The organism is Glutamicibacter arilaitensis Re117 (genome assembly GCF_000197735.1).
GTDB classification, from domain to species: Bacteria; Actinomycetota; Actinomycetes; order Actinomycetales; family Micrococcaceae; genus Glutamicibacter; species Glutamicibacter arilaitensis.
Map to the genome: position 1 here is coordinate 484819 of NC_014550.1, position 21732 is coordinate 506550.

General features: G+C 62.2%; 26 protein-coding genes. 13 read left to right on the forward strand and 13 right to left on the reverse strand.

What is annotated here, in order from left to right; all coding sequences use genetic code 11:
• Nucleotides 1-70: 70 nt before the first annotated feature.
• Nucleotides 71-853 (forward strand): IclR family transcriptional regulator domain-containing protein, encoded by a 783-nt coding sequence (locus AARI_RS02655; RefSeq protein WP_041648369.1) that lies wholly within the window; start codon nt 71-73, stop codon nt 851-853.
• Nucleotides 854-941: 88 nt separating this feature from the next.
• Here the strand turns inward: AARI_RS02655 and AARI_RS02660 are convergent, their stop codons facing one another.
• Together AARI_RS02660 and AARI_RS02665 are read right to left on the reverse strand one after the other, a co-directional pair.
• Complete coding sequence (locus tag AARI_RS02660; RefSeq protein ID WP_013347832.1) at nt 942-1334, reverse strand: VOC family protein; 393 nt, start codon at nt 1332-1334, stop codon at nt 942-944.
• 94 nt (nt 1335-1428) lie between these two features.
• Nucleotides 1429-2310, reverse strand: a complete 882-nt coding sequence (locus AARI_RS02665) for a lipase family alpha/beta hydrolase (RefSeq protein ID WP_013347833.1) — start codon at nt 2308-2310, stop codon at nt 1429-1431.
• A 470-nt stretch (nt 2311-2780) separates the two neighbouring features.
• Between AARI_RS02665 and AARI_RS02670 the strand changes: the two genes are divergently transcribed.
• Together AARI_RS02670 and AARI_RS02675 are read left to right on the forward strand one after the other, a co-directional pair.
• Nucleotides 2781-3431, forward strand: coding sequence for an alpha/beta hydrolase (locus tag AARI_RS02670; protein ID WP_013347834.1), 651 nt, complete (start codon nt 2781-2783; stop codon nt 3429-3431).
• 49 nt (nt 3432-3480) lie between these two features.
• Nucleotides 3481-3774, forward strand: a complete 294-nt coding sequence (locus tag AARI_RS02675; RefSeq protein ID WP_013347835.1) for a DUF6966 domain-containing protein — start codon at nt 3481-3483, stop codon at nt 3772-3774.
• A gap of 41 nt (nt 3775-3815) precedes the next feature.
• Here the strand turns inward: AARI_RS02675 and AARI_RS02680 are convergent, their stop codons facing one another.
• Complete coding sequence (locus tag AARI_RS02680; protein WP_013347836.1) at nt 3816-4922, reverse strand: ABC transporter permease; 1107 nt, start codon at nt 4920-4922, stop codon at nt 3816-3818.
• Nucleotides 4923-4994: 72 nt separating this feature from the next.
• Between AARI_RS02680 and AARI_RS02685 the strand changes: the two genes are divergently transcribed.
• Entirely contained in the window at nt 4995-5426 is a 432-nt protein-coding gene (locus AARI_RS02685; protein ID WP_013347837.1) for a MarR family winged helix-turn-helix transcriptional regulator, read from the forward strand.
• Nucleotides 5427-5450: 24 nt separating this feature from the next.
• Here the strand turns inward: AARI_RS02685 and AARI_RS02690 are convergent, their stop codons facing one another.
• From AARI_RS02690 to AARI_RS02710, 5 genes are read right to left on the reverse strand one after another with little or no spacing between them, the layout of a single operon-like run.
• Nucleotides 5451-5660, reverse strand: coding sequence for a DUF1653 domain-containing protein (locus tag AARI_RS02690; protein ID WP_013347838.1), 210 nt, complete (start codon nt 5658-5660; stop codon nt 5451-5453).
• 38 nt (nt 5661-5698) lie between these two features.
• A complete protein-coding gene (locus tag AARI_RS02695) occupies nt 5699-6202 on the reverse strand; it encodes a MogA/MoaB family molybdenum cofactor biosynthesis protein (RefSeq protein ID WP_157867071.1) in 504 nt (167 codons plus the stop codon).
• Nucleotides 6180-6656 (reverse strand): cyclic pyranopterin monophosphate synthase MoaC, encoded by a 477-nt coding sequence (gene moaC / locus AARI_RS02700; protein WP_013347840.1) that lies wholly within the window; start codon nt 6654-6656, stop codon nt 6180-6182. The genes AARI_RS02695 and moaC overlap by 23 nt, the downstream gene beginning before the upstream one ends.
• Nucleotides 6649-7881, reverse strand: a complete 1233-nt coding sequence (locus tag AARI_RS02705) for a molybdopterin molybdotransferase MoeA (RefSeq protein ID WP_013347841.1) — start codon at nt 7879-7881, stop codon at nt 6649-6651. Before AARI_RS02705 ends, moaC begins: the two co-directional genes overlap by 8 nt.
• A 3-nt stretch (nt 7882-7884) precedes the next feature.
• Nucleotides 7885-8136 (reverse strand): MoaD/ThiS family protein, encoded by a 252-nt coding sequence (locus tag AARI_RS02710; protein WP_013347842.1) that lies wholly within the window; start codon nt 8134-8136, stop codon nt 7885-7887.
• A gap of 37 nt (nt 8137-8173) precedes the next feature.
• On the opposite strand from AARI_RS02710, the gene AARI_RS02715 reads away from it, so the two are divergent.
• From AARI_RS02715 to AARI_RS02725, 3 genes are read left to right on the forward strand one after another with little or no spacing between them, the layout of a single operon-like run.
• Nucleotides 8174-9355 carry a ThiF family adenylyltransferase gene (locus AARI_RS02715; RefSeq protein WP_013347843.1) on the forward strand — a complete coding sequence of 394 codons (1182 nt, stop codon included), beginning with the start codon at nt 8174-8176 and terminating at the stop codon, nt 9353-9355.
• Complete coding sequence (locus AARI_RS02720; protein ID WP_013347844.1) at nt 9352-9759, forward strand: molybdenum cofactor biosynthesis protein MoaE; 408 nt, start codon at nt 9352-9354, stop codon at nt 9757-9759. The genes AARI_RS02715 and AARI_RS02720 overlap by 4 nt, the downstream gene beginning before the upstream one ends.
• Before the next feature lie 48 nt (nt 9760-9807).
• Entirely contained in the window at nt 9808-10224 is a 417-nt protein-coding gene (locus AARI_RS02725; protein ID WP_013347845.1) for a hypothetical protein, read from the forward strand.
• A gap of 132 nt (nt 10225-10356) precedes the next feature.
• On the opposite strand, the gene AARI_RS02730 is transcribed toward AARI_RS02725, so the two are convergent.
• The gene (locus tag AARI_RS02730; RefSeq protein WP_013347846.1) at nt 10357-11313 is read right to left on the reverse strand and encodes a helix-turn-helix transcriptional regulator; all 957 of its coding nucleotides are present in this window, start codon (nt 11311-11313) and stop codon (nt 10357-10359) included.
• 104 nt (nt 11314-11417) lie between these two features.
• Here AARI_RS02730 and AARI_RS02735 point away from each other — a divergent pair, with 104 nt between their 5' ends.
• Entirely contained in the window at nt 11418-11966 is a 549-nt protein-coding gene (locus AARI_RS02735; protein ID WP_013347847.1) for a DinB family protein, read from the forward strand.
• On the opposite strand, the gene moaA is transcribed toward AARI_RS02735, so the two are convergent.
• On the reverse strand, nt 11963-13003 hold the full coding sequence (gene moaA / locus AARI_RS02740) for a GTP 3',8-cyclase MoaA (protein WP_013347848.1): 1041 nt from the start codon (nt 13001-13003) through the stop codon (nt 11963-11965). The two genes, AARI_RS02735 and moaA, sit on opposite strands and share 4 nt — an antisense overlap.
• 132 nt (nt 13004-13135) lie before the next feature.
• Between moaA and modA the strand changes: the two genes are divergently transcribed.
• From modA to AARI_RS02760, 4 genes are read left to right on the forward strand one after another with little or no spacing between them, the layout of a single operon-like run.
• Nucleotides 13136-13906 carry a molybdate ABC transporter substrate-binding protein gene (modA, locus tag AARI_RS02745; RefSeq protein WP_013347849.1) on the forward strand — a complete coding sequence of 257 codons (771 nt, stop codon included), beginning with the start codon at nt 13136-13138 and terminating at the stop codon, nt 13904-13906.
• Nucleotides 13899-14705 carry an ABC transporter permease gene (locus AARI_RS02750; RefSeq protein ID WP_013347850.1) on the forward strand — a complete coding sequence of 269 codons (807 nt, stop codon included), beginning with the start codon at nt 13899-13901 and terminating at the stop codon, nt 14703-14705. Before modA ends, AARI_RS02750 begins: the two co-directional genes overlap by 8 nt.
• Nucleotides 14702-16699 carry an ATP-binding cassette domain-containing protein gene (locus tag AARI_RS19085; protein ID WP_013347851.1) on the forward strand — a complete coding sequence of 666 codons (1998 nt, stop codon included), beginning with the start codon at nt 14702-14704 and terminating at the stop codon, nt 16697-16699. Before AARI_RS02750 ends, AARI_RS19085 begins: the two co-directional genes overlap by 4 nt.
• Nucleotides 16696-17574 (forward strand): NTP transferase domain-containing protein, encoded by an 879-nt coding sequence (locus tag AARI_RS02760; RefSeq protein ID WP_013347852.1) that lies wholly within the window; start codon nt 16696-16698, stop codon nt 17572-17574. Before AARI_RS19085 ends, AARI_RS02760 begins: the two co-directional genes overlap by 4 nt.
• An 88-nt stretch (nt 17575-17662) precedes the next feature.
• Here AARI_RS02760 and AARI_RS02765 read toward each other — a convergent pair whose 3' ends face one another.
• The 3 genes from AARI_RS02765 to AARI_RS02775 form a co-directional block, all read right to left on the reverse strand.
• Nucleotides 17663-18562: a cytochrome c biogenesis CcdA family protein gene (locus tag AARI_RS02765; RefSeq protein ID WP_013347853.1), complete on the reverse strand. Its 900-nt coding sequence runs from the start codon at nt 18560-18562 to the stop codon at nt 17663-17665.
• The gene (locus tag AARI_RS02770; protein WP_013347854.1) at nt 18562-19311 is read right to left on the reverse strand and encodes a DsbA family protein; all 750 of its coding nucleotides are present in this window, start codon (nt 19309-19311) and stop codon (nt 18562-18564) included. The genes AARI_RS02765 and AARI_RS02770 overlap by 1 nt, the downstream gene beginning before the upstream one ends.
• Nucleotides 19312-19639: 328 nt before the next feature.
• A complete protein-coding gene (locus tag AARI_RS02775; protein WP_049862544.1) occupies nt 19640-20746 on the reverse strand; it encodes a TDT family transporter in 1107 nt (368 codons plus the stop codon).
• Nucleotides 20747-20817: 71 nt separating this feature from the next.
• On the opposite strand from AARI_RS02775, the gene AARI_RS02780 reads away from it, so the two are divergent.
• Nucleotides 20818-21711: a LysR substrate-binding domain-containing protein gene (locus AARI_RS02780; protein ID WP_013347856.1), complete on the forward strand. Its 894-nt coding sequence runs from the start codon at nt 20818-20820 to the stop codon at nt 21709-21711.
• Nucleotides 21712-21732: the final 21 nt, after the last annotated feature.

Genomic DNA, 21732 nt, shown 5'->3' on the forward strand with positions numbered 1-21732 from the left:
GATTAGTGGGGTGCGCATCCGAGTCCCGGAAGTGCACCCCCGCAATCATTTCCAGCGCGCAAGGAGCACGGTGAGCGAGCAGGCAGCAACAACCACATCGGTCCAGTCCCTGGCCCGCGGCTTGGCGGTCATCAGCAGCTTCGATGCCGATCACGCGTCAATGACCCTCTCCGAGGTCGCCGGGCGGACCGCCCTGTCCCGGGCCACCGCCCGGCGGTTCCTGCTGACCCTGGTGGAGCTGGGCTATGTGCGCACCGACGGCAAGCATTTCGAGCTGACCAGCAAGGTCCTGCAGCTGGGGTACTCGTACCTATCCAGCGCCACCTTGCCGCAGCTGATCGAACCGGTACTTGAGGAACTCTCGGCTGCTGTGCATGAATCGGCCTCCGCTTCCATCCTGGACGGATCGCAGATCGTCTATATCGCCCGGGTGCATACCCGTTCGATCATGCGCGTGGGCATTTCGGTGGGCACCCGCTTCCCGGCGGCCAACACTTCCATGGGCAGGGTGTTGCTGGCCTACCAGCCTGAAGAAATCAGCGAGGCGGTGATCGCCGCCGGCGTGCATTCGATGACCGGGCTGGGGATCGATGACCCGGATCAGCTACGCGTTGAACTTCAGCGGATCCGTACCCAGGGCTATGCGGTGGTGGACCAGGAATTGGAGATCGGCCTGCGCTCGGTGGCGGTGCCGGTATTCAGTGCCGATGGCACCGTGGTCGCCGCAATGAACGTGTCGATGAGCGTGCGCCCCGATACTACGCAGAGCGCTGAACAGGCAGCCGAGGTGGTTTTGCCGCAGCTGCTCGAAGCTGCCGCGCAGGTACGCGAAGCCCTCGCCGCCAGCCGCTAGTACCCGCCGGGGTCAGGCGGTGGCCGGATCCCATTCGATGCCAGCACACGTGGTGATCGCGGCGAGCCGCGCAGGCCAGCACCAGTTGCTAGGGCTCGCGCACGTCCCGGCGGATCGGGTGCCCTTCGGGTACCTGCACCAGCACGATTCTGGTGCCGTCGGGATCCTGGATCCACGCTTCGATCAGGCCCCAGTCCTCCTTGCGCGCCTCGCGCTGCACCGTCGCACCGCGGGCCGTCAACTGTTCCAGCTCTGCCTGCACGTCGCGCACCTGCAGCCACAGCACCAGCGTGGACGGCTTCCCTGGCGGCCGGTGCCCGGAGACTTCTAGCAGGCCATTGCCCAGGAAGAACACCATTCCCGGCTGCTGTGCCGGACCGAATTCCCGGGCAACGGCTAGTTGCAGCACATCTCGATAGAACTGCTGGGTTGCGGCCAGGTCAATTGGCCGCAGCAGCACCCTGCTGGAAAGTACGTCCATGCCCACCAATCTAGTAGCTGGCTGGCGCTCTGCCTAGGTGCGAGCCAGGCGCATCCCGGCATCGGCGCGGACGCCGGGATGCGCCGATTCCCGCTTACAGGTAGCAGGAAGGGCGGTAGCCCGGATCGGCCGGTCCGTCCGTGGACAGGGCGTTGAGCACCCAGCGGTGGACGACTGGATCAACTGCCACGCCGGCGTGCCCCGAGACGTCCAGCGGGCACTTGTCCTGGAGCAACACGTTGGTCACCCGCGCGCTATTTCCCTGGAGGAACTGGGACTTGTACGGCATGACGACCTCGTCGTACTTCGTGGAAATGACCGTGTAGTCCGGGCCAGCGACGGTATCGCCGATGGAATTCAGCTCGGTCATGAACTCGCTGCCCGCCACCTGGTCGGCGCAGGCATCGCAAATCCAGCCAGCATAGTTACCGGCAATCTTGACTCCGGTAGCGCTCGGCACCAGGATCCCCTGGGTGCCGTGGCTCGATGGGGCGATCGCCACCAATTCGTTGACATGCTTTGCTCCGCCCATGTGGCCCATGTACCAGCGGGGCATCATTCCGCCCTGGCTGTGCCCGACAATATCCACCTTATTGGCGCCGGTGGCCTGGCGTACGCGGTCAATGAAGTCGCGCAGTTCGGCTGCCGAGTCGGGGACATGCGCCGCACCCGAGATGCCGTTTTCCAAGCCGTAGTTCAGTGCGAAAACGCAATATCCGTTGCGCTTGAGCTTGGGGGACAGGGAGATCCAATTGACGTCCATGGTGGTAAAGGTCCCGTGGACAAGGACTACGGGATAGGGATGTTCTGCATCGGGTGCGCAATCCCAATCATTAGCCCCGGATGGGCTGATGTTCAGGGACGAAACTGTTTCGGCTTGTGCGGTGCTTCCCGCGCTCGGCATGATGGCCGGGGCGGTGAGCGTTGCAGCGGCCAGGCACAGCGCGCCCAGAACGGAAAGTATGCGTCGTTGCATGGCGGTCCTTCGAGTAAAAGATGGGAGACACTTGCTACTGGCCGGTAGTAACACGAAATGATCACAGTAATTTTGGTTTCTGTCTAGGGTTTTCTGGTGACAAGGTTTTGCGTGAAGTAGGATGCGTTCCCTCCAGATTGCGCGAATTTTCCATGGAATGCCCGCAAGCCTTCGCACTAGCTTGAACCCTGCTTTATGTCGGAGTTATCCATGGTGACTAGCTGGTTTTTGGGGGTCGCTTGTGGTGGCCGGCAGAAGGGCAAGCGGGACTTGGGTGCGATTCGCTTCAGGAATTCCGTGCAGGTGCGACGCGGGGCAATGTGACGGGTTGATGCAAAGAAATTTACTTGTATCTTCAATCAAATACAGTATGCTTGGGGTATCGGATCTTGTTCCGGAGCGCCGCCGCGAAGGCTGTGATCCCACCACCGGGCACCGCCCGCAATCAACTTTTGAGGAGTTGGCCTGCCATGAGCAACCTGTTGAGCGATGTGCGTTCGGGCAATTGGAGCAGCACCCCGGAATCCGGCGCCATGCTGGTGTTCCTCCATGGCTTCGGCTCCAATGAGCACGACCTGGGCTCGCTGTCCGAACCGCTGGGATTGGATCTGCCCTGGGCTTCGCTGCGCGCTCCGCTGGAATTGGGCCATGGCGGGGCCGCCTGGTTCCAGATCACCACTCCGGGCGTCCCCGATGCGGCGCCGGTTCAAGCGGCTACCGCGGCCATCTGGGCCTGGATTGATGCCAACGTGGACCCCGCCACCAGGATCATCCCGGTAGGTTTCTCCCAGGGCGGGCTGATGGCCAGCCAGCTGCTGCGCACCCGGCCCGAGCGGGTGCTGGCCACCACGATCCTGGGCGGCTTCGTGCTGGGCGGGGCCCAGCCCGCTGACGAAATCATCGCCGCGCAGCGTCCAGCAGTGTTGTGGGGCCGTGGCACCGAAGACCGGGTCATTGCCCCGGTCGCCATTGAACGCACCACCAAGTTCCTGCCCGAGCATTCGACCCTGACCGCCCGCACCTACCCGGGGTTGGCCCACGGGATCAACATGGATGAACTGAACGACGTCCGCAGCCATATCACCGCGCAACTTGACCTGATACCGCTGGGCAAGTCCTGAAGCGCGGCTGGCGGGCAGCAGGGCCCGCCGGCCGGGATAACCTTGTGCCATGGACAATGTTGAGCAAGCACTGGGCAGAATCCGCGCGGCTATCGAGAAGCTGCACCTCGCAGCGGCCCAGGACCATGACGCGCAACGCGCCCATGCGGCGCGCTGGCTTGATGGCCTCTTCGAGGATGTCGAAAGCCGAGAGCAACTGCGAGAGGCTGCCCGGAAGGCCTTGGAGCTCTACCGCGGCGGCATGGGGTCCTTCCAGGATGTGGGAACCGCGGTCATGGATGACGCGGTGAGCGGACTGCGCCGAGCCTTGGGTTCGGCGCGCTCCTGGCTCTTGCGCAGCTAGGAACGGCATCCGGCAGGGAACAATACCCGCGGCGCGTTCCGCTACGCGGCGACGGTTTCCTCGACGTCCCGGATCTTGGCATTTTCATCGGCTACGCGGGTTCTGCGCACGCTCCAGGCGTGGGTCAGGATGACCAGCAGGATGCCGGGGACCAGCCAGAGGATTAGCCGCAGGATGTCCATGCCGATGGACTGCTCGGGGAAGTAGACCAGGGTCTGCACCGCGTGCAGCCACCCGGCGCCATTCCAGAAGGTATTCAGCGCACCGTAGAATCCGGGCTGCATTTGGGGCTGGAAGATGCCGCCGGAACTGGTGAAGTTCAGTGCGACGAAGCACAAGGTCAGCGCCGGGGTGGTCCAGTGGCGCAGCAGCGGATGCAAGCCCAGGCCCAACAGGGTGATGCCGGCGGCGTAAACCCAGGAGATCAGCCAAATGCCCGCGTAGTGATCCTCGATGATCCGGTAGACCGGGCCCGCGACCAGCACTGCGATCGTGGCAACCACCGCGGCGGCAACCGCTGCCATGGCGAAGCGCACGGGCAGCTTGACCTTGCCCATGAACCCGGCCAGCGGCACGGCGCTGGCGTAGCCGCCAATGCTCAAGGCGACCAGCAGGAAGAACAGTCCCTGCCCGGTGGTGTCCTGCTCGCCGGTGGGCACGACATCTTCGATGCGCAATGGCTGGCCCTGTTCGTAGGCCACGTCTGAGAAGATTTTCTGGGCGATATTCGCCGAAGTTTCCGACGCGGCGCTGGAGCTGTAAAGCGTTGCCGTGCCGCCGCTGGTTTCGTAGGCGGCCACGAGCTCGCGCTGCTCGACCAGTTCCCGTGCCTGGTCCGCATCGGCGACGGTGCGCACGTTCAATGCCCCCTCGGACCCATCCTGCAGGGTCTGGGCGAAAACCTTGGCCTGCGCAGAATCGCCCACCACTGCCACCTGCACGTTGTGCGGACTGGGTGCATGGAAGGCCCCCAGGTAGAACAATCCCATGATGGCGCATAGGAAGAACGGGATCAGCATGGTCAACACCAGCTTTCCCCAGCCCAGCGGTGCCGGCTTGGCTGCGGGGGACTTCTTTGCGGCCGGGTTGACGGCATGCTTAGAAGCGGGGGATTGGCGCGGGGCGTTGTCGGTGAGAGTCATCAGCATTAAAGAATACTCCTAATGTTGCATCATGCAACATTAGGTGTCCGGCAAAGCCCTGCGTACTAGACTCGGAACATGGGCAAGGAACAGCGGGAAGCCGACATCCAATCGATCTTCCACCATATGCAAATGATTACCCGACGTGCCAATACGCGCTCCCGCCAGCTGGCCGAGCCGCTGACACTCGTGGAGCATTCGCTGCTGCGCTTCATTGCCGATACTCCCGGAACCCGGGCCACCGACATTGCCGAGGCGTTCTCGCTGAACCGCTCGACAGTCTCCCGGCAGGTCGGCACTCTGCTGGATTTAGGATATATCGCCTATGACGATGCGGAATCCGGGCGCGGCCGCGTATTGGAACTGACTGAGGTGGGCCGGGAGCGGCTTCAGGCTTCCGCCGCAGTGCACCGCGCTGCGGTAACCGATCGTCTAGATGGCTGGAGCGAAGAGCAGATATCGGCCTTTGCCGAGGCGTTGGAACGCTATAACGTTGCCGACTCGCAGTAGGCGCAGGAAAATCTGCAACTTGCCCTAGGCAATCCTGGCGAAACGCGGGCCGTTGTAGCCATCGCGCTCAACGTGTTCTGCAAACATCTCCAGCGGCCGAGCCCAGAAGCTGTAGTCATCGTAGAGCTTGCGGTAGAAGACCAGCGGCTCCTCGGTCTCGCTGTGCTTTCCCACGGCCAGCACCTCGTAGCGCTGTCCCTTGAAGTGCTGGTAAATTCCGGGTTCGATGCTCAACCTGGTGGCCTTTCTGATCAATCGTGATTCTAGAAAACTTATCGCGGGCCGTGCCCAGTGCCGCCGCTGCGCTGGACCAGCAGGTGCTCCAGAATCGGATCCAGGACGGCCAGCCCGTCTTTTACCCCGCCGGTGGATCCGGGCAACGTGATGACGAAGCTGTTGCCGGAGAATCCTGCAACCCCGCGGGTAATGATGGACAGCGCGGTGGAGGCTTCTCCTCGCCGGCGGATGGCCTCGATGATTCCGGGCAGCTGGACATCCAGCAGCGGGGCAACCATTTCGGGGGACTGGTCATCCGGTGAGACCCCGGTCCCGCCGGTCACGATCACGACCTGCGCGTCGTTGGCCAGCAGGTCATCCACGGCAAAACGCACCGGCTGCCCGTCGGCCACCACCGTCGGCTCGCCGGTCTCGAAGCCGCGCTCGGACAGCCACCGGGTGATCAGCTGACCGGTCTTGTCTTCGGCGGTGCCTGCTGCGGCGCTGGTCGAAGCAACCACCACGGCCGCCGTGCGGCTAGTCTCCACGAACCCAGTCACCGCTCTTGCCTCCGGACTTGGCCAATACCTTCACCGAGCGGACCTCGGCGTGCTTGTCCACGCCCTTGACCATGTCGTAGAGGGTCAAGGCGGCAACGCTGGCCGCGGTCAAAGCTTCCATTTCCACCCCGGTGACCCCCTTGGTGGTCACCTGGGCGGTGACGCGCACCGCGGATTCCTCGGCGGTGAAATCTATGGACACCTTGGAAATCGGCAGCGGGTGGCACAGCGGAATCAGTTCCCAGGTGCGCTTGGCCGCCATGATGCCAGCGACCCGTGCGGTGCCCAATGCCTCGCCCTTGGGCAGGTCTCCGGTCATCAGCATCGGGACAACATCCGGGCGAGTAGCGAAGATGGCTTCGGCGGTGGCCACGCGCTTGGTGACGGCCTTGTCGCTGACATCGACCATGTGGGCGCTGCCGTCTTCGCGCAGGTGGGTGAGTTTCTCAGACATTCATGCTCCAAGTTTCGATGCTTTGGCCGGCAGCCAACTGGCTGACGCCTACCGGGATATGCACCAGCGCATCGGCGCGGGCCAGATCGTGGACCAGGTGGGATCCCGGATCCAGGATGGTGACCTGGCCATCGCGGATCAGCGCTCGGCGCACCTGGTGCTTGTGCTCGGGGGAACTGGCATCGGCCGCCAGCGGGTAGTGCCGGGGCAAAGGCTCTGGCAGGGCATTGAGCTGTCGCAGCAGCGGGGCCAGGAACAGCTCTGCCGATAACAGGGCGCTGACCGGGTTGCCCGGGAAGCACAGTACCGCCGCCTTGGGCAGTTGGGCGAAGCCTTGCGGGCCGCCGGGTTGGATGGCCACATGATGGAAAACCCCTCCTAGCGGCGACAGTGCTTGGCGGACCACCTCATAGGCTCCAGCGCTGATGCCGCCCACGGTTACGATCAGGTCAACTTGTTCCTGCAAGGCATCGATGGCCAGGGTGAAGCGTTGCGGATCATCGGGCAGCTGCAAGGTGCGCACCTGCACCTGGTAGCGGCGCAACCAGGCTGCGAGCATGGGTGAATTCGAGTCCGGGATCTGGCCTTGGGAACACTGCCCGTCGCTGAGCTCGTCCCCTGTAGTGCACACGGCCACCTTCAAGGCCCGGCGCACCGGTACTTCGCGCAGCCCGCTGGAAACCAGTGCGGCAATCATGGTCGGGGTCAGCCGGGTTCCAGCCTTGGCCACCAAGGCGCCAGTTTCGAGATCAACGCCGGCGGGACGGATGAAGCGGCCCTCGGCGCTGGGGGCCGAGAATTCCGCGTGGCCGCTGGGGGTGCCAACGCCGGCACGAACCAATTCCGGGAAAGCGCCAGAGCCGCTTTCCTCGATGGGGATGACAGTGTCAGCACCCAGCGGGATCATCGCACCTGTCATCACCGGACTGACCGTGCCTTCAGCCAAGGGTATTTGCCGGTCGCCGGCGGCAGCCGTGAAACCCAACGGCAAAGAGATGGGGGAGCGGAGCGAGGCTGCTGCCAGATCCGCGCTGCGTGCAGCGTAGCCATCCATCTGCGAATTGGTGAACGCAGGGATGGGCAAAAGGGCGTTCTGGTCCTCGCTGAGGATTCGATCGATGGCCTCAGGGCTATCGATGCGCAGCACTTCGCTGTCCAAGCAGGCGAAGACCGGGGACAGCAGCTCTTCAAGTTCCGCGCGATGGCTTTCCAGGGTGCAGGACATGGACTATCCGCCTGCGAACGGCGGCAGGACATCCACGGTCAGATCGTCGGCCGTGCCCAGCTCGCCGGCATCGCGGCGCACCACGCCGTTGATCAGGAAACTTCCGGCGCGCAAAACCTGGGCCATGTCAGGTCCGTAGGAATCGATCAGTTCGCTACGCAGCTTGGCGAGTGTATCGGGGCGTTCCCAGCTCTCCTGCTCGCAGCCCGCTGCTGCCGCCGCGGCAGCGAAGTAGCGTATCGTAATCTTCGACATGACTTCATGCTATCGCGTCTAGGCGATAAGGAGCACGATGAAAAGCGAACGCGATTTTCCCGCGCTTGTGGCCCCCGGGCCGCCACTGAGCGAGGAACGGGTTGCACGAGCTGCACGCCAACTCTCGCTGCCCGGATTCGACCAGGCCGCGCAGCGCCGGCTGGCCGCCGCCCGGGTGCTGGTCATCGGCGCGGGCGGACTAGGCAGCGCCAGCGTCCCGTATCTGGTCGGGGCAGGGGTAGGCACCATCGGCATCGTGGATGATGATCTGGTGGAGCTATCCAACCTGCACCGCCAGGTCACGCATACCACCGCAAATATCGGCTTGGCCAAGACCGCTTCCTTGGCGCAGGCCGCCACGGCGCTGGATCCCAACGTGAAGATCATCGAGCACAATCTGCGACTGGATTCATCGAACGCGCTGGAGATCTTTGCGAATTATGACCTCGTCATCGATGGCAGCGACAACTTCCCGACCCGATACCTGTCCAATGACGCCGCGCAGCTTTCGGGCATCCCGCTGATCTGGGGATCGATCCTGCAGCATCATGGACAAGTTTCCGTGGCCTGGCATGAGCACGGCCCGGGTTACCGCGACCTGTTTCCGGTCCCGCCTGCCCCGGGCACCGTGCCGGATTGCGCGGCCGGGGGAGTGCTTCCCGGATTGTGCGGAACTGTCGGTTCGCTGCTGGCTACTGAAGCCTTGAAGCTGATCGCCGGAATCGGCACCCCGCTGGTGGGCAAGGTACTGATCTATGATGCGCTGGCCGCCAGCACCCGCACCCTGGAATACTCGCGCGACCCGCAAGCACCGGAAATCAGTGAACTGATCGATTACGTGCTCTTCTGCTCGGGAACACTGCCTGAGGCTGAGGGGATTGATGCCGAGTCGCTCGCCGAATTGCTGGCCGGAACTGACGCACCAGTCTTGTTGGATGTGCGCAATGATGACGAACACGCACAACAGCACATCACCGGTTCCTTGCACCTTCCACTGCCTGAATTGGAGGCCGCCATCGAATCCGGTACCGAGCTGGAACAGATCCCCGCACAGGTGACGGTCTACTGCGCCCGTGGTCCGCGTTCACAACGCGCAGCCTCCTTGCTCGCCAGTCGAGGCATTAAAACCAACTATCTTGAAGGCGGGCTTCCCGCATTGGCCGCAGTGGAACCGCAGCTACTGGCCAAACCCGCAACAACCGAAGGAAACCGCTCATGAGCTACGCGCTGATCACCGAAGAACCTATCGATGAGGCCGCAGTCCGCGCTGCCGTGCAGTCCGACACTGCCGGCGCGCTGGTGATGTTCCACGGAATTATTCGTAATCACGATGGTGGCCAGTCGGTGAATTCCCTGGACTACTCGCATCACCCGCAAGCGCAGGAATTCCTGGAGAAGATCATCGCCGAGGAGGAAGAGCGCACCGGCCTGAAGGTCTCGGCTGTGCACCGCGTAGGTCCGCTGAAGATTGGTGATGCCGCGTTGGTGGCTGCCTCTGCAGCCGCGCACCGCAAAGAAGCCTTCGAAGCCATTGAGAACCTAGTGGAACGCATCAAGGCCGAGGTCCCGATCTGGAAGAAGCAGCACTTCACTTCCGGCAGCTCCGAATGGGTTGGGCTTTAGACCCGGTATTGCCTAAATTATGCAACTAGTGCAAGGCGGGACTTTTCAGTGACTGACTATCGTCTTGGCATAGGGAGCAAGACCGACTACAGGGAAGTCATTCCGAGAGAAATTCCTCGCAATGAATTCCTGGTATCCAGGCTTCGACAAGAATGTTTGCCGCTTCCGGACACGGATACGGCGATCTTGGCGATGCAACGCACACTGGGACAGCCGACGCAGAAGACTCTATCCAAACAGGACATACGCAAGCTCACTGTTGGCTACCTCCTTGCCTTCCGTGATGTTGAGCTGGCACGGGCCAGCCAGAACGCAGCAATATCGAATGTTGCCAGCGCGCTCCTCGCCCTCCACTATGAGTCGACAATAGGGAAGTCAGTAGACGACGTCTTGTTAGCGATTCATGCTTATTTTTGGCTCGGCAACATCACCGCAGAAGCCTTGCTGGAATCTTTGGAGCATTAGTTCTGTTTCGGACTCGACGCCCGTTTATCTCGCACTGACCGCTGACTGCATCGACGCGCTGTCGGCGAAGGTCGAGAATGGCGGGATGGGGATCACTTTGAGCAATTACTAGGTCCAGTAGCGAGTCTATTCCTAGCTGGGGTTCTGATAGGCAAGATTGGACGACCAAGAATCGAGCAGCGCGCTTAGTTCCTGCGGTTGCACATCGCTGATTCTTGCCTCACTCATCGCCAGCCCGAACGCAGCCCAGCGCAGATCCATATTCTCGGTGCGCACAAGGCAGCTGTTCGCGTCGATCTGCTTGATCTGGAACCATCGGCCGATGAGTGGCTCCAGCTTTTCGGAGCTTGCGTGAATCCGAGCGCTCATCTCTTGTTGACCGCTGCCGCGCAAGGCTGCACGGACAAACCCCGCGGCATCTCCACCTGGCACTGGACGGGGAGTGAACCGCAATGCTCTTGGCGAAGGGTTCTGTGCGCGGTCCACGCGGAAACTGCGCCAGTCATCGCGGTCCAGATCAAAAGCCACCAGATAGTAGCGGTTTCCCACGTTCACTAGCTGGAGTGGTTCTACGCGGCGCGAGGTTGCGGCGCCCTTGGCATCCTTGTATTCGAAGGCGATTCGTTCATGATCGCGGCAGGCCTGGGCCAAAGCCACCAGTACCGTTGGATCCACTGGATCAGCTGTACAGGACTGGGAATTGAGCGGGACAGTGCTCGCGGTCAACGCCTGGGCCCGCTTCCGGAGCCTGGCCGGAAGCACTGGAACCACTTTTCCCATGGCCCGCAGCGCTGCCTCGGCCAGAGCGGAGGACCCGCCGTGCACGGTGGACTGCAATGCGACCACCAGCGCCACGGCCTCCTCGTCGTCGAGTACTAGTGGAGGCAGAGCAGTGCCCGAGGCGAGCTGGTAACCACCACCTACTCCGCGATCGGCCTGCACCGGGTAGCCCAAGTCGCGCAGCCGGTCGATATCCCGGCGAACGGTGCGCAGGCTGACATCAAGACGCTGGGCGAGCTCGTCTCCGGACCAATAGCGATGGGTCTGCAACAGCGAGAGCAAGCGCAAGAATCTGGTGCTGGTACTCATGCAGCAAGTCTGCCTTGATTTAGGACAAAAACTGGCACTTTTCAGTTCTATTCTGTTTATTACCAGCTGGAAATACCGGCCTCAGCTTATGCCAGGAGGCAATCATGAGCACCATGGCCATCACCAACACCGCCACCCTGAGCGGGGAACGCGCCGACCTGTTCCAGGCTCTGGCCAACGCGAGGCATTTTTTGCGCTTCACTGCCCAGGGGCTGAATGATGAGCAGGCCTCAAAGCGCACTACTGCCAGCGAGCTGACCCTTGGCGGGTTGATCAAGCACGTGACCGGCGTGGAAGAGCAGTGGCAGGAATTCATCGTCAAAGGTCGTGCGGCCATGGCCTGGGATGGAGCGGATTTCAGCCAGATGCCGCCGGAGGCGATCGAAGCCTTCCACAACGAATTCCGCATGCAGCCCGGCGAAACCTTGGAAGCGCTGTTGGAAAGCTACACGCAGGTTGCCGACCGCACCGACGCACTGTTGGCCAAGGTGGACCTGGACACCGTGCATGAGCTGCCTTCAGCTCCGTGGTTCGTCGACACGCACTGGTCCGTGCGGCGCACCTTGCTGCACATCATTTCCGAAACCACCCAGCACTCAGGACATGCGGACATCATCCGCGAATCCCTAGACGGACAGAAATCGATGGGCTAGCCGCCGATATAGGACATTTCGATGCGTTTGCGATTGCCCGGGGTCAGCGCTGCGCGCAGCTCCGAGTAATTGTCATCGCGCTTGCGCCAGTGGCCGGTCAACGCCTTCGCCAAGTCCTCATCGCTGATTCCGTCACGCATCAGCTGGCGCAGGTCATAGCCCGAACCGGCAAACAGGCAGGTGTAGAGCTGGCCTTCGGCCGAGACGCGAGCGCGTGAGCAGTTGCCGCAGAAGGCATTGGTGACACTGGAAATCACGCCGATCTCCCCGGCCCCGTCCTTGTAGCGCCAGCGGTTGGCGGTCTCGCCCGGTTCGGTCTTGGTGACTGGTTCCAGCGCCCATCGTTCGTTGATCATGGAGACCACTTCAGCAGATGGGAGCACTTCATCCAGCTTCCAGCCATTGGTGGTGCCGACGTCCATGAATTCAATGAAGCGCAGGATGTTCCCGGTGCCGCGGAAATGCTCGGCCAGCGAAAGGATCTCGCTGTCATTGACCCCGCGCTTGATCACGGTGTTGATCTTCACCGGTCCCAGGCCGACCTCGCGGGCCACCTGGATGGCTTCCAAGACCTTGGAGACAGGGAAATTCACGTCATTGATGGCTTTGAACTTTTCATCATCCAGCGAGTCCAGCGAGATGGTGACGCGGTTCAGGCCGGCTTCTTTGAGGGCAGGTGCGAGCACTGGCAACGCCGAGCCGTTGGTGGTCATTGCCAGGTCAATGCGTTTGCCTTCGGGCGTGCGCAGGTTGGAGAGCATTGCCACCAGATCCACGATGCCGCGGCGCAGCAATGGTTCGCCACCGGTCAGGCGCAGCTTGGTCACGCCAAGAGAAACCGAAATGCGAGCCAGACGCTCAATCTCTTCGAAACTCAGCAGCTCCGAGCGCTCGCGGAATTGGAAGTCACGGCCGAAAATTTCCTTGGGCATGCAGTACACGCACCGGAAATTGCAGCGGTCCGTGACCGAAATCCGCAAGTCATGCAGGGGCCGAGAACGGGCATCCAGTATTTCCCCTGCCAATGGAGCTTTCATGCTTCCCAGCTTAACCCGGTTGGGTCCTAGGCGATAGGGAGTCGTCTGAAAGCGCAAATCAGTGCGTAAAATAAGCCGGTAGACCTCAGCGCGGTTGTAGCATGGGCTTAAAGCACAATTTCTGGAGAATTCATGCGCGTACGTTGGCCGCTGGCCCTTCGCTGCACGGTGCTAGCCGCCGTGGCCGGGTTGTCCCTGACTGGCTGCTCGGCGAGCGGCAACAGCACCGGGGAACCAATCACCATTGCGGCAGCAGCCTCCCTGCAAGGTGCCTTCGAGCAGATCTCCGAAGAATTCACAGCCGAACACCCCGAAGTGCAGATCTCCAGCATCACCTATGACGGCTCTTCTACCCTGGCCACGCAGATCCTCGAAGGCGCCAACGTGGATGTCTTCGCTTCGGCCGATGAACGCAACATGTCAGAGGTAACTGAAGCCGGGTTCGGCCACGAGCCGGTGATCTTTGCCAGCAACACCTTGGTGATCGCCGTGCCGCAGGATAACCCGGCGGATATCGATTCCCTGCAGGACCTTTCACAGGCCACTATGGTGCTGTGCGCACCACAGGTACCCTGCGGCGCGGCTTCGCAGCGGTTGCTTGAAGCCAGCGGCGTGCAAGTCACCCCGGCTAGCCAAGAACAGAATGTCACCGCGGTGCTGCAGAAGGTGGCCGCCGGTGAAGCAGATGCCGGGCTGGTCTACGCCACCGACGTACTCGATGACGGGAACGTTGCGGCGATCGTGCCCGATGGGGCAGAAGACATTGTGAACACCTACCCGATCGCAGCACTGGGTGAAAATCCTGGAGCGCAGGCCTTCGTGGATTTCGTGAGCAGCGAGCGCGGCCAGCAGATTCTGGAGGAGCACGGCTTTGGTACCGGTGCCGCGCAGGCTAATGGCTAGCGATACCGGGGTACGGGTTCCAGGCTTCGCCATTGCACCGGCATTGCTGGGCGTGGCACTGCTGGTGCTTCCGCTGCTCGCACTGATTTCGCGGGCCAGCTGGTCCACGCTGGTGGCCGATGCCACCAGTGAAGAAGCGCTCGCCGCACTGTGGCTGAGTTTGCGCACCGGGGTGGCCGCCACCGTGCTGTGCGTGTTGCTCGGCGTGCCACTGGCGGTATTGATGGCCCGCAGCTCCACCCGCGTAGCCCAGCTATTGCGGGCCTTGATCGCCGTCCCGCTGGTGCTGCCGCCGATGGTAGGCGGCGTCGCACTGCTCTTCCTGTTCGGGCGCACCAGCCCCATTGGCCAGTTCATTGATTCCATCTGGGGGATCTCCCTGCCATTCTCCACCGCCGCGGTGGTGATTGCACAAAGTTTCGTTGCACTGCCATTCCTCGTGCTCTCCGTGGAAGGATCGCTGCGGGCCGCCGGCGCCGGGTACGAACAAGCAGCCGCCACCTTGGGCGCAGGGCGCTGGATGGTGCTCACCCGCATCACCCTGCCGCTGGCCGCCCCGGGCCTGGTCGCCGGCATCATCCTGTGCTTCGCGCGGGCCATCGGCGAGTTTGGCGCCACCGCGCTATTTGCCGGCAATGCGCCGGGTGTCACCCAGACCATGCCGCTGGCCATCTACACTGCATTCAACGGTGCCGGGGCCGGACGAGACTCGGCTGTCGCACTCTCGCTGCTGCTGCTGGCCACCGCAGTTCTGGTGCTGCTGCTGGTGCGTGCCTGGCGCCCGGGAGCACTGAAATGACGCTCAAGGTAAACCTGCAGGTGCCGCGCACCGGATTCGACGTGGACGTTGAATTCGCGGTGCCCGCCGGCAGCACGCTGGCAATGATGGGCCCCAGCGGTTCGGGCAAGTCCACCATCGTCCACGCCATCGCCGGGATCCAGAAGATCACCCGGGGGCGCATCGAACTGTCCGGCACGGTGCTGGCCGATGCGAAGCTGCACCGTCCGCCGCACCTGCGCGAAGTCGGGCTGCTGGGCCAGGACCCGCACCTGTTTCCGCACCTGGACGCCTTGAAGAACATTGCCTTTGGCGCCCGGGCCGGGGGACTGGAGAAGTCCGCGGCCACGGCCGCCGCCAGCGAATGGCTCGCGAGACTGGGACTGGAAGAAATCGCCAGCCACCGGCCCGAGGCACTGTCTGGAGGACAGCGGCAGCGCATCGCCCTGGCGCGCGCCCTGGCCGCCAAGCCGAAGATCCTGCTCATCGACGAACCCTTCGCTTCGCTGGATGTCGAGGCCGCCATGGACATGCGCGCCCTGGTGCGCGAAGAGCTGGCACGCACCGCAACCAGCGCCATCGTGGTCTCGCATTCGGCCGCCGATACCTTGGCGCTCGCCGATGACCTGCTGGTGCTTGAGCGCGGACAGATCATCCAGCAGGGCACTGTGGCCGAGGTTTTTGCCGCCCCGGCCAATCGCTTTGTGCGCGCCGTGGTGGCCACGCTGCCCGCGCAGCACCCGATAAGCATTCAGGAAGAGCCAATCATGAGCACCGGAAATGACCCCATAGAACTTGAAGTGCACCGTTCGCGGCTGCTCTCGCAGGTGGTGCCCGTGGCCCCGCAACGGATTGCGGTGGCCGGCGGTTTCACCGCATTGCATGGTGCAGTGCTGGCCCAGGATGTTGCCTCAGCGCACCCGCTGCCGCTGTGGGACAACTCGGCCATGGATGGCTACGCGGTGCGCTCGGCCGATACCGCAACTGCTCCGGCGGCGCTGGATGTGATCGGTGAAGTGCCGGCTGGAAGCGGCTGGAATCCGATGCTGGAGGCAGGCCAGTGCGTGAAAATCATGACCGGTGCCCCGATCCCGTCGGATGCTGACGCAGTGGTGCGCATCGAGGACACCTCGGCCGCGGTTGATGGCTGGGATGTGAAGACCGTGCAGGTCAATGTGCAGGTTCCTGCTGGCAAGGACATCCGCCGCAGCGGGGAAGACAAGAATGCCGGGGAACCGATGGCCTACGCCGGCGAGGAACTGACCGCGGCCCGGCTCTCAGCCTTGGCCGCAGCCGGATCCAGCACGCTGCAGGTGCGCACCATGCCCAAGGTGGCGGTACTGATCACCGGAGCAGAATTGCGTACTCCCGGCCAAGCGCTGACGCGCGGGCAGATCCCGGAAACCAACTCCTTGCTGATGGCGGGGCTGCTGGCAGAATCAGGAATCCAGGCCACTACCGTAGTGCACTGCGTCGATGACATTGAAGCAGTGCACGAGCAGCTGGTGATCCTTGGCGCCACCCACGATGCCGTGCTCAGTACCGGAGGAGTGGGACCGGGCGCCTATGACGTCATGCGCCAAGCGCTGGAAGCAGAACCCCAAGTGCAGGCGGTGCGGGTGAAGATCCGTCCGGGCCAGCCGCAGTGCGCCGGGCGGCTGGCAGCAGGCGCGATGGTTTTCGCCCTGCCGGGCAACCCGGTCAGCGCCGCGGTGAGCTTCGAGCTGTTCGTGCGACCATGCCTGCGTGCCATGCAGGGCCACCGCGACGTGCTGCGTCCTACCTTGCGAGCAGTGGCCGCGGTAGGTTGGCGCGCCGCCGCTGGACGCGTCCAGGTCATCCCGGTCGTATTCGAACATGGAGAGCAGTTGCGTTGTGCCCCCGCAGTCCAAGCGCAGAGCATTTCCCACTCGGTAGGCGGCTTCGGCGCGGCCCAGGGCTACGCCCTGGTCCCGGCAGGGATCACCCAGGTCAATCCCGGCGATGAGGTCGAAGTCCTGAGGATGGTTCCATGAGCAATTCGAACGCCATCGGCTTCGACGCCCTGGTCCTTGCCGGGGGACGAGGCACCCGCTTGGGCGGTGCGGGCAAGGCGGAACTGCAATTGCATGGCCAGCGCCTGGTGGACCGTGTGGTGGCAGCGACCCGCAAGGCGGGAGCCGCCCGAGTTATCGTGGTTGGCCCGGATACTGCGGGAACCAAAGCCGACTGGGTAGTGCGTGAAGACCCACCATTTGCCGGTCCCTTGGCGGGCATTGCCGCGGGGCTGAAGGAACTCAGCAGTGAAACCGCGAGCGAATGGACCATGGTCCTGGCCTGCGATTTGCAACGCCCGGTCGCGGTCTCCACCGCATTGACCAAGAACTTCGAGCGGCGGGAGACTGATGGCCTGCTACTGGTTGACGCCCAAGGCCACACCCAATGGTTGGCTGGCATCTACCGTACGGCGGCTTTGGCTTTGGCCTGCGATGAACTTGGCGAGAACCTCGTCGACGCGCCGGTACGGCGCGCATTGAACCAGCTTCACCTGGCACAAGTTCCGGTGGATGATGAAACCAGCAGTGATATTGATACCCCGCAGGCGCTGGAAAGTGCCCGCCGCAACGAAAGGACGCGCATGGCACAGCACCTGCCACCCGAAGCATTGAACGAATGGCTGGAAGCCGCAGCCAAAGAACTGGGCCTAGATGCCGGTGGCGTAGATATCGCCACCGTGCTGGATGTTGCTAAACATGTAGCCCATGAGGTTGCCCGCCCTGCTGCTCCGTTGAGCACCTTCCTGCTTGGGCTGGCCATGGGCAACGGCAAGGGCGACCTGGACGGGCTCTCGCAGCAGCTGGTCTCGCGAGCCCACCGCTGGGCGGACGAGCATCCTGAAGGCATTGCCTAAGTCACGCTCCAGGTTATCCAAGTGCAGCTTTGAAAGCTGTCTGCAACTGGTTGCAACGATGCCGGCGCGATAGCGGCCGCATTCCCGGCTAGGATTCCTGGCGGTCTTCGTCCTTGGACTGAGCCTGGCCAGGGGCCAATTCTTCGGGCATGGTTGGCTTTTGCGCGGATTTTCTGCCGCGCCGCATCCAGCCCCAGAACACGATCACGGCGAGAACTACAAGCGCTGCAACATCAACCATGGGGCTCGATAGCGCAGCGCTGTTTCGCTGCAGCCAATCCTGCACTCCAATTGGCACCAGCTGCGGTGCTGAAATCAGGCCGTTGGTCAGCCAGAAGATCACGCCAACCACGATGAGCAAGCTGCCGGTGAGTATTGAAACGACGTGCAGCTCGCGGCCGAAAACCTTCGTGGTGCGGCCGCGCAGGTTGCTGCGGCCGTTCGCGCCGAGTCGATTCCAGATGCGCGCCAGGACGAACATCGGCACCACCATGCCAGCGCCGTATACAGCCAGCAGCACGCCCCCGGACACCGCGTCGCCCTGGACAGCGGCCAAGGTGAGCATTGCGCCGAGGATCGGTCCAGCACAGAAGCCCGAGACGCCGCCGACAGCACCCAAAGCCAAGGTCTTGAGCAGGCCCTTGCCTCCGCTGGCGCGATGTTGCAGCTTGGAGAATCCGGGAATCCAACGCGAAAGGTCGAATCCGAATCCAGCGAAGTATATGATGCCCATGGCAATGAGCATCAGCGAAGCGATCAAGACGATCAGCTCCCGCTCGGTAGCAAGGAACAGCCCCACTGCTCCCACGCCCAAGCCTGCCGGCACCAGGACCAGGGCGAGGCCGAGGTAGAAAACCAGCCCGTGGAGATACAGGCGGGGCCCACTTCCCACAGTGGAGGCGAAGAATGCCGGCAGCAGCAGCGCACTGCACGGGCTGAGCAGCGCCAGCATGCCTCCGAGGAACGCTGAGAGCAGGCCGATATCCATTAGCTTGCGTCCTTGGCAGCCAAGGCGGCCTCGATCTTGTCGATGAATACGCTCTTGGGCTGGGCGCCCATCACAGGTTCGCCATCAACCAGGAATGCCGGGGTCGAATAGACTCCCAGCTGCAGGCCGAGCTGCGCATTGGAATCGATCATCTTTGCGGCTTCCTCGGACTTCACGTCGGTGGTGAACTGCTTGGTATCCAAACCGAGATCGGCAGCGAGCTTGGCCAGCGATTTTTCGCTCAAGCCCGAACCCTTGCGGCTTTTGCCGTCGGCAAAGAGCTCGTCATGGTATTCCCAGAACTTGCCTTGCTTTGCCGCCGCGTAGGAAGCCAGCGCGGCCCGCTCCGAATCATCGCCGAAGATGTTCACATCGCGCCATTCTACTCGGACCTTGCCTTCTTTGGCGTAGTCAAGAATCAGTGGCAGGGTTTCGCTAGACCACTTTGCGCAGAACTTGCACTGGTAGTCAGAGAAGACCACGACTCCCACTGGTGCATCAACCGGACCGGCGGCCAGCAAATCATCGGGTGAGCGCAGCTCGAACTGAGAAAGATCAGGGGCTTGCTCCGTAGCGTCCGCCGGGGTTTCAGTCTGCTGGCTGATTGGCTGGTCCTTCGGCGTGGCCGGCCCATCGGAGTTGATATCGCCCAGGTTCAAGGCAACAAATACCAGTGCGGCGATGGCCGCCAAGGCCATGGCCAAGCCGATCCAACGCCGTTTCGGCTTCGCTGTGCTGCTGTTCTCCATGTGTTCTCCCTGGTGTCCAGACTCTGCGGAGCCTGCGCCTGCCGCAATCTTCTTTGAACCGGCAATTGGTCTTGATTGCACATTTAATAGCTATTGGTGATGGGCGTTTTCATAGAACTTAATGCCCAGTTGACGATCATTGTATATGTTGGTTCTATGTGTTTTACATGAGGTCTCAGTGGAACTGGCCTCGGCGGTGGATCGCGGCGGAACGGGCTTTTCCCGTACAGGATTTTCATATGAAATGGCCCTGCCAGGAACCCGGTCTTTGCCGGGACCACGCATCCGGAGCCTTGGCTCCGGATCAGCGCTAGTGCCAGCAGGGGATTCAGTTAGCCGGTGCTGGTGATTTCGCGAGGAATGGGTGGCGCAACGAGGCGATGGCGCAGACGGTCCAAGTTGAGAGCAGCAGAATCCAGGCTCCAATTCCTACTGCCGAGTATCCGTTGCTCTGCAGGCTGTGTCCGAGGTTCAGCGCGCCAAGGGACAAGGTTCCCACTGGGAAGGTAAGAGCCCACCATCCAGGGGAGAACGACATCTTGTTGGCTATCCCGAAAGTTGTTGTGGAGACGGCGAAGATTACTACTGGGATCGCTGCGCAGAGCATCACGATGCCGTAGACGTTGGCGACTGCCTGGATGCCAGGCATTGCTTCTGGCAGGATGAATCGGTGCATCTGCGAGCTAATTGCTTGCGCTGCTGCGGTGGACTGGCCGACTACTCCCAGCGGAATCCAAGAAGACGCTGACAACTCGGCGGGAATGCGATCCACGCGTGCATGGTGGCAGTAGGCCGCGGCGAAAATGATGATCCCGAGCATCAGGGAAGTTACGAAGCAGAAGATCAGGACGGCCAGCAGAGTTGCTGCGAGAACCGGCGAGTCGAGCTTTGCAATAAACGGTGCGCCACAGGTAGCCGAGACCATGAGCGGAACAACTGCCAGGCCCCACGCCGGGCGCGGCTCAGCATTCCGGCGCCGTATCAGCGCCAAGCTGAAACCGAAGGTGGTGATTAGGCCAAGGGCCGTACCGATAACCCAAAGCGCGCCGTCGACTCCCCATGAGACGGTGGTGAACTGTGGTGCCCAGTCAGCAAGCACCGTGGCGGTGGCGGATCCAATGGAGAGGATGCCCATCGAAACCATGCCCCACGCGGAAGCTCCCACACCATGCATCGAAGCTGCCCATGCGCCGGTGGTGCGCAAGCAGCGGATGGCGAAGCCGATCGTGAAAATTACCGCAAACGCCCAGCCTGCCACGAGAAAAAAACGGGCCAGATCGGCGCCGAGAGTTGTTTGGCCGGCATGCAGCTGGGTTAGCGTGCTGGCAATTCCCGTGCCCATGACCGCTCCCCACCAGGCAGGTCCCAAAGGGAAGCGTGGCGAAGGGTTGGTTGTGGGAACAATGAGCTTTGTTTCTTCTATCGTGGGGTTCATGTTTCCCAGTATTCTCCGGCCAATAACATCCCGGTAGACGCCAATCTTGCAGGATGGCATATGCTGTGGATATGTCGGATTGGCCTGAGCTCAGTTCCCTTGAAGTGCTAGTGGCAGTTGCTGAGCATGGAAGCTTGTCCGCTGCTGCGCGCGAGCTGCACATGGAGCAACCCAATGTCAGCCGTTCCATCTCACGTCTTGAACGGCGGCTGAACCTGGCATTGCTGCGTCGCTCGACTACGGGCTCGCGCTTGACGCCTGAGGGTTTGCTATTTGTCGAGTGGGCGCGTGAATTGCTTAGCTCTGCGGACTCGCTGATGCGCAACGCGCGGGCTTTGGGCAATGACAACTTTGGCGAGTTGAAAATTTCTGCCAGCCAGACCATTGCCGAGTATTTGCTGCCACGGTGGCTTTCATCATTGCGTGTTGCCCTGCCGAATACTCAGATCAGTTTGCGGGTAAGCAACACAACCGATGTCCTGAACGAATTGCACACAGGCGTATGCGGTCTCGGATTTGTCGAAGGCCCGGTTGCCAAAGAATCAACGCATTCGGCATTTGTGGGAGAAGACCGGCTGGTGCTCGTGGTGGCTTCCTCGCATCCGTGGGCGGACAGGGACTCGGTTCAGCCTAAAGAAATCATGGATTCCTGCCTCATTGCCAGGGAATCAGGCTCGGGGACCCGGAAAGTCCTGGACGAGGCGCTGAAGGCACCGGTTGTCCCGCGCATTGTGTTGGAAAGCAATGCCGCGGTGCGAGTTGCCGTGCTTTCGGGAGCCGGTCCGGCTGTGCTAAGCCGCTTTGCGGTAAGCGATGCGGTGGCAGCAGGCACGCTTGTCGAGCTGCCCATTGACGGGGTTCAGCTCCAACGCCGGCTCAGAGCGGTATGGACCGGACCTCGGCAGCTGACCGGGGCCGCTGAAAAACTAGTTGGCATCGCCATAGCCAGTTCGCGCACCATCTAATTGGTGCCGCAACGCCAAGCT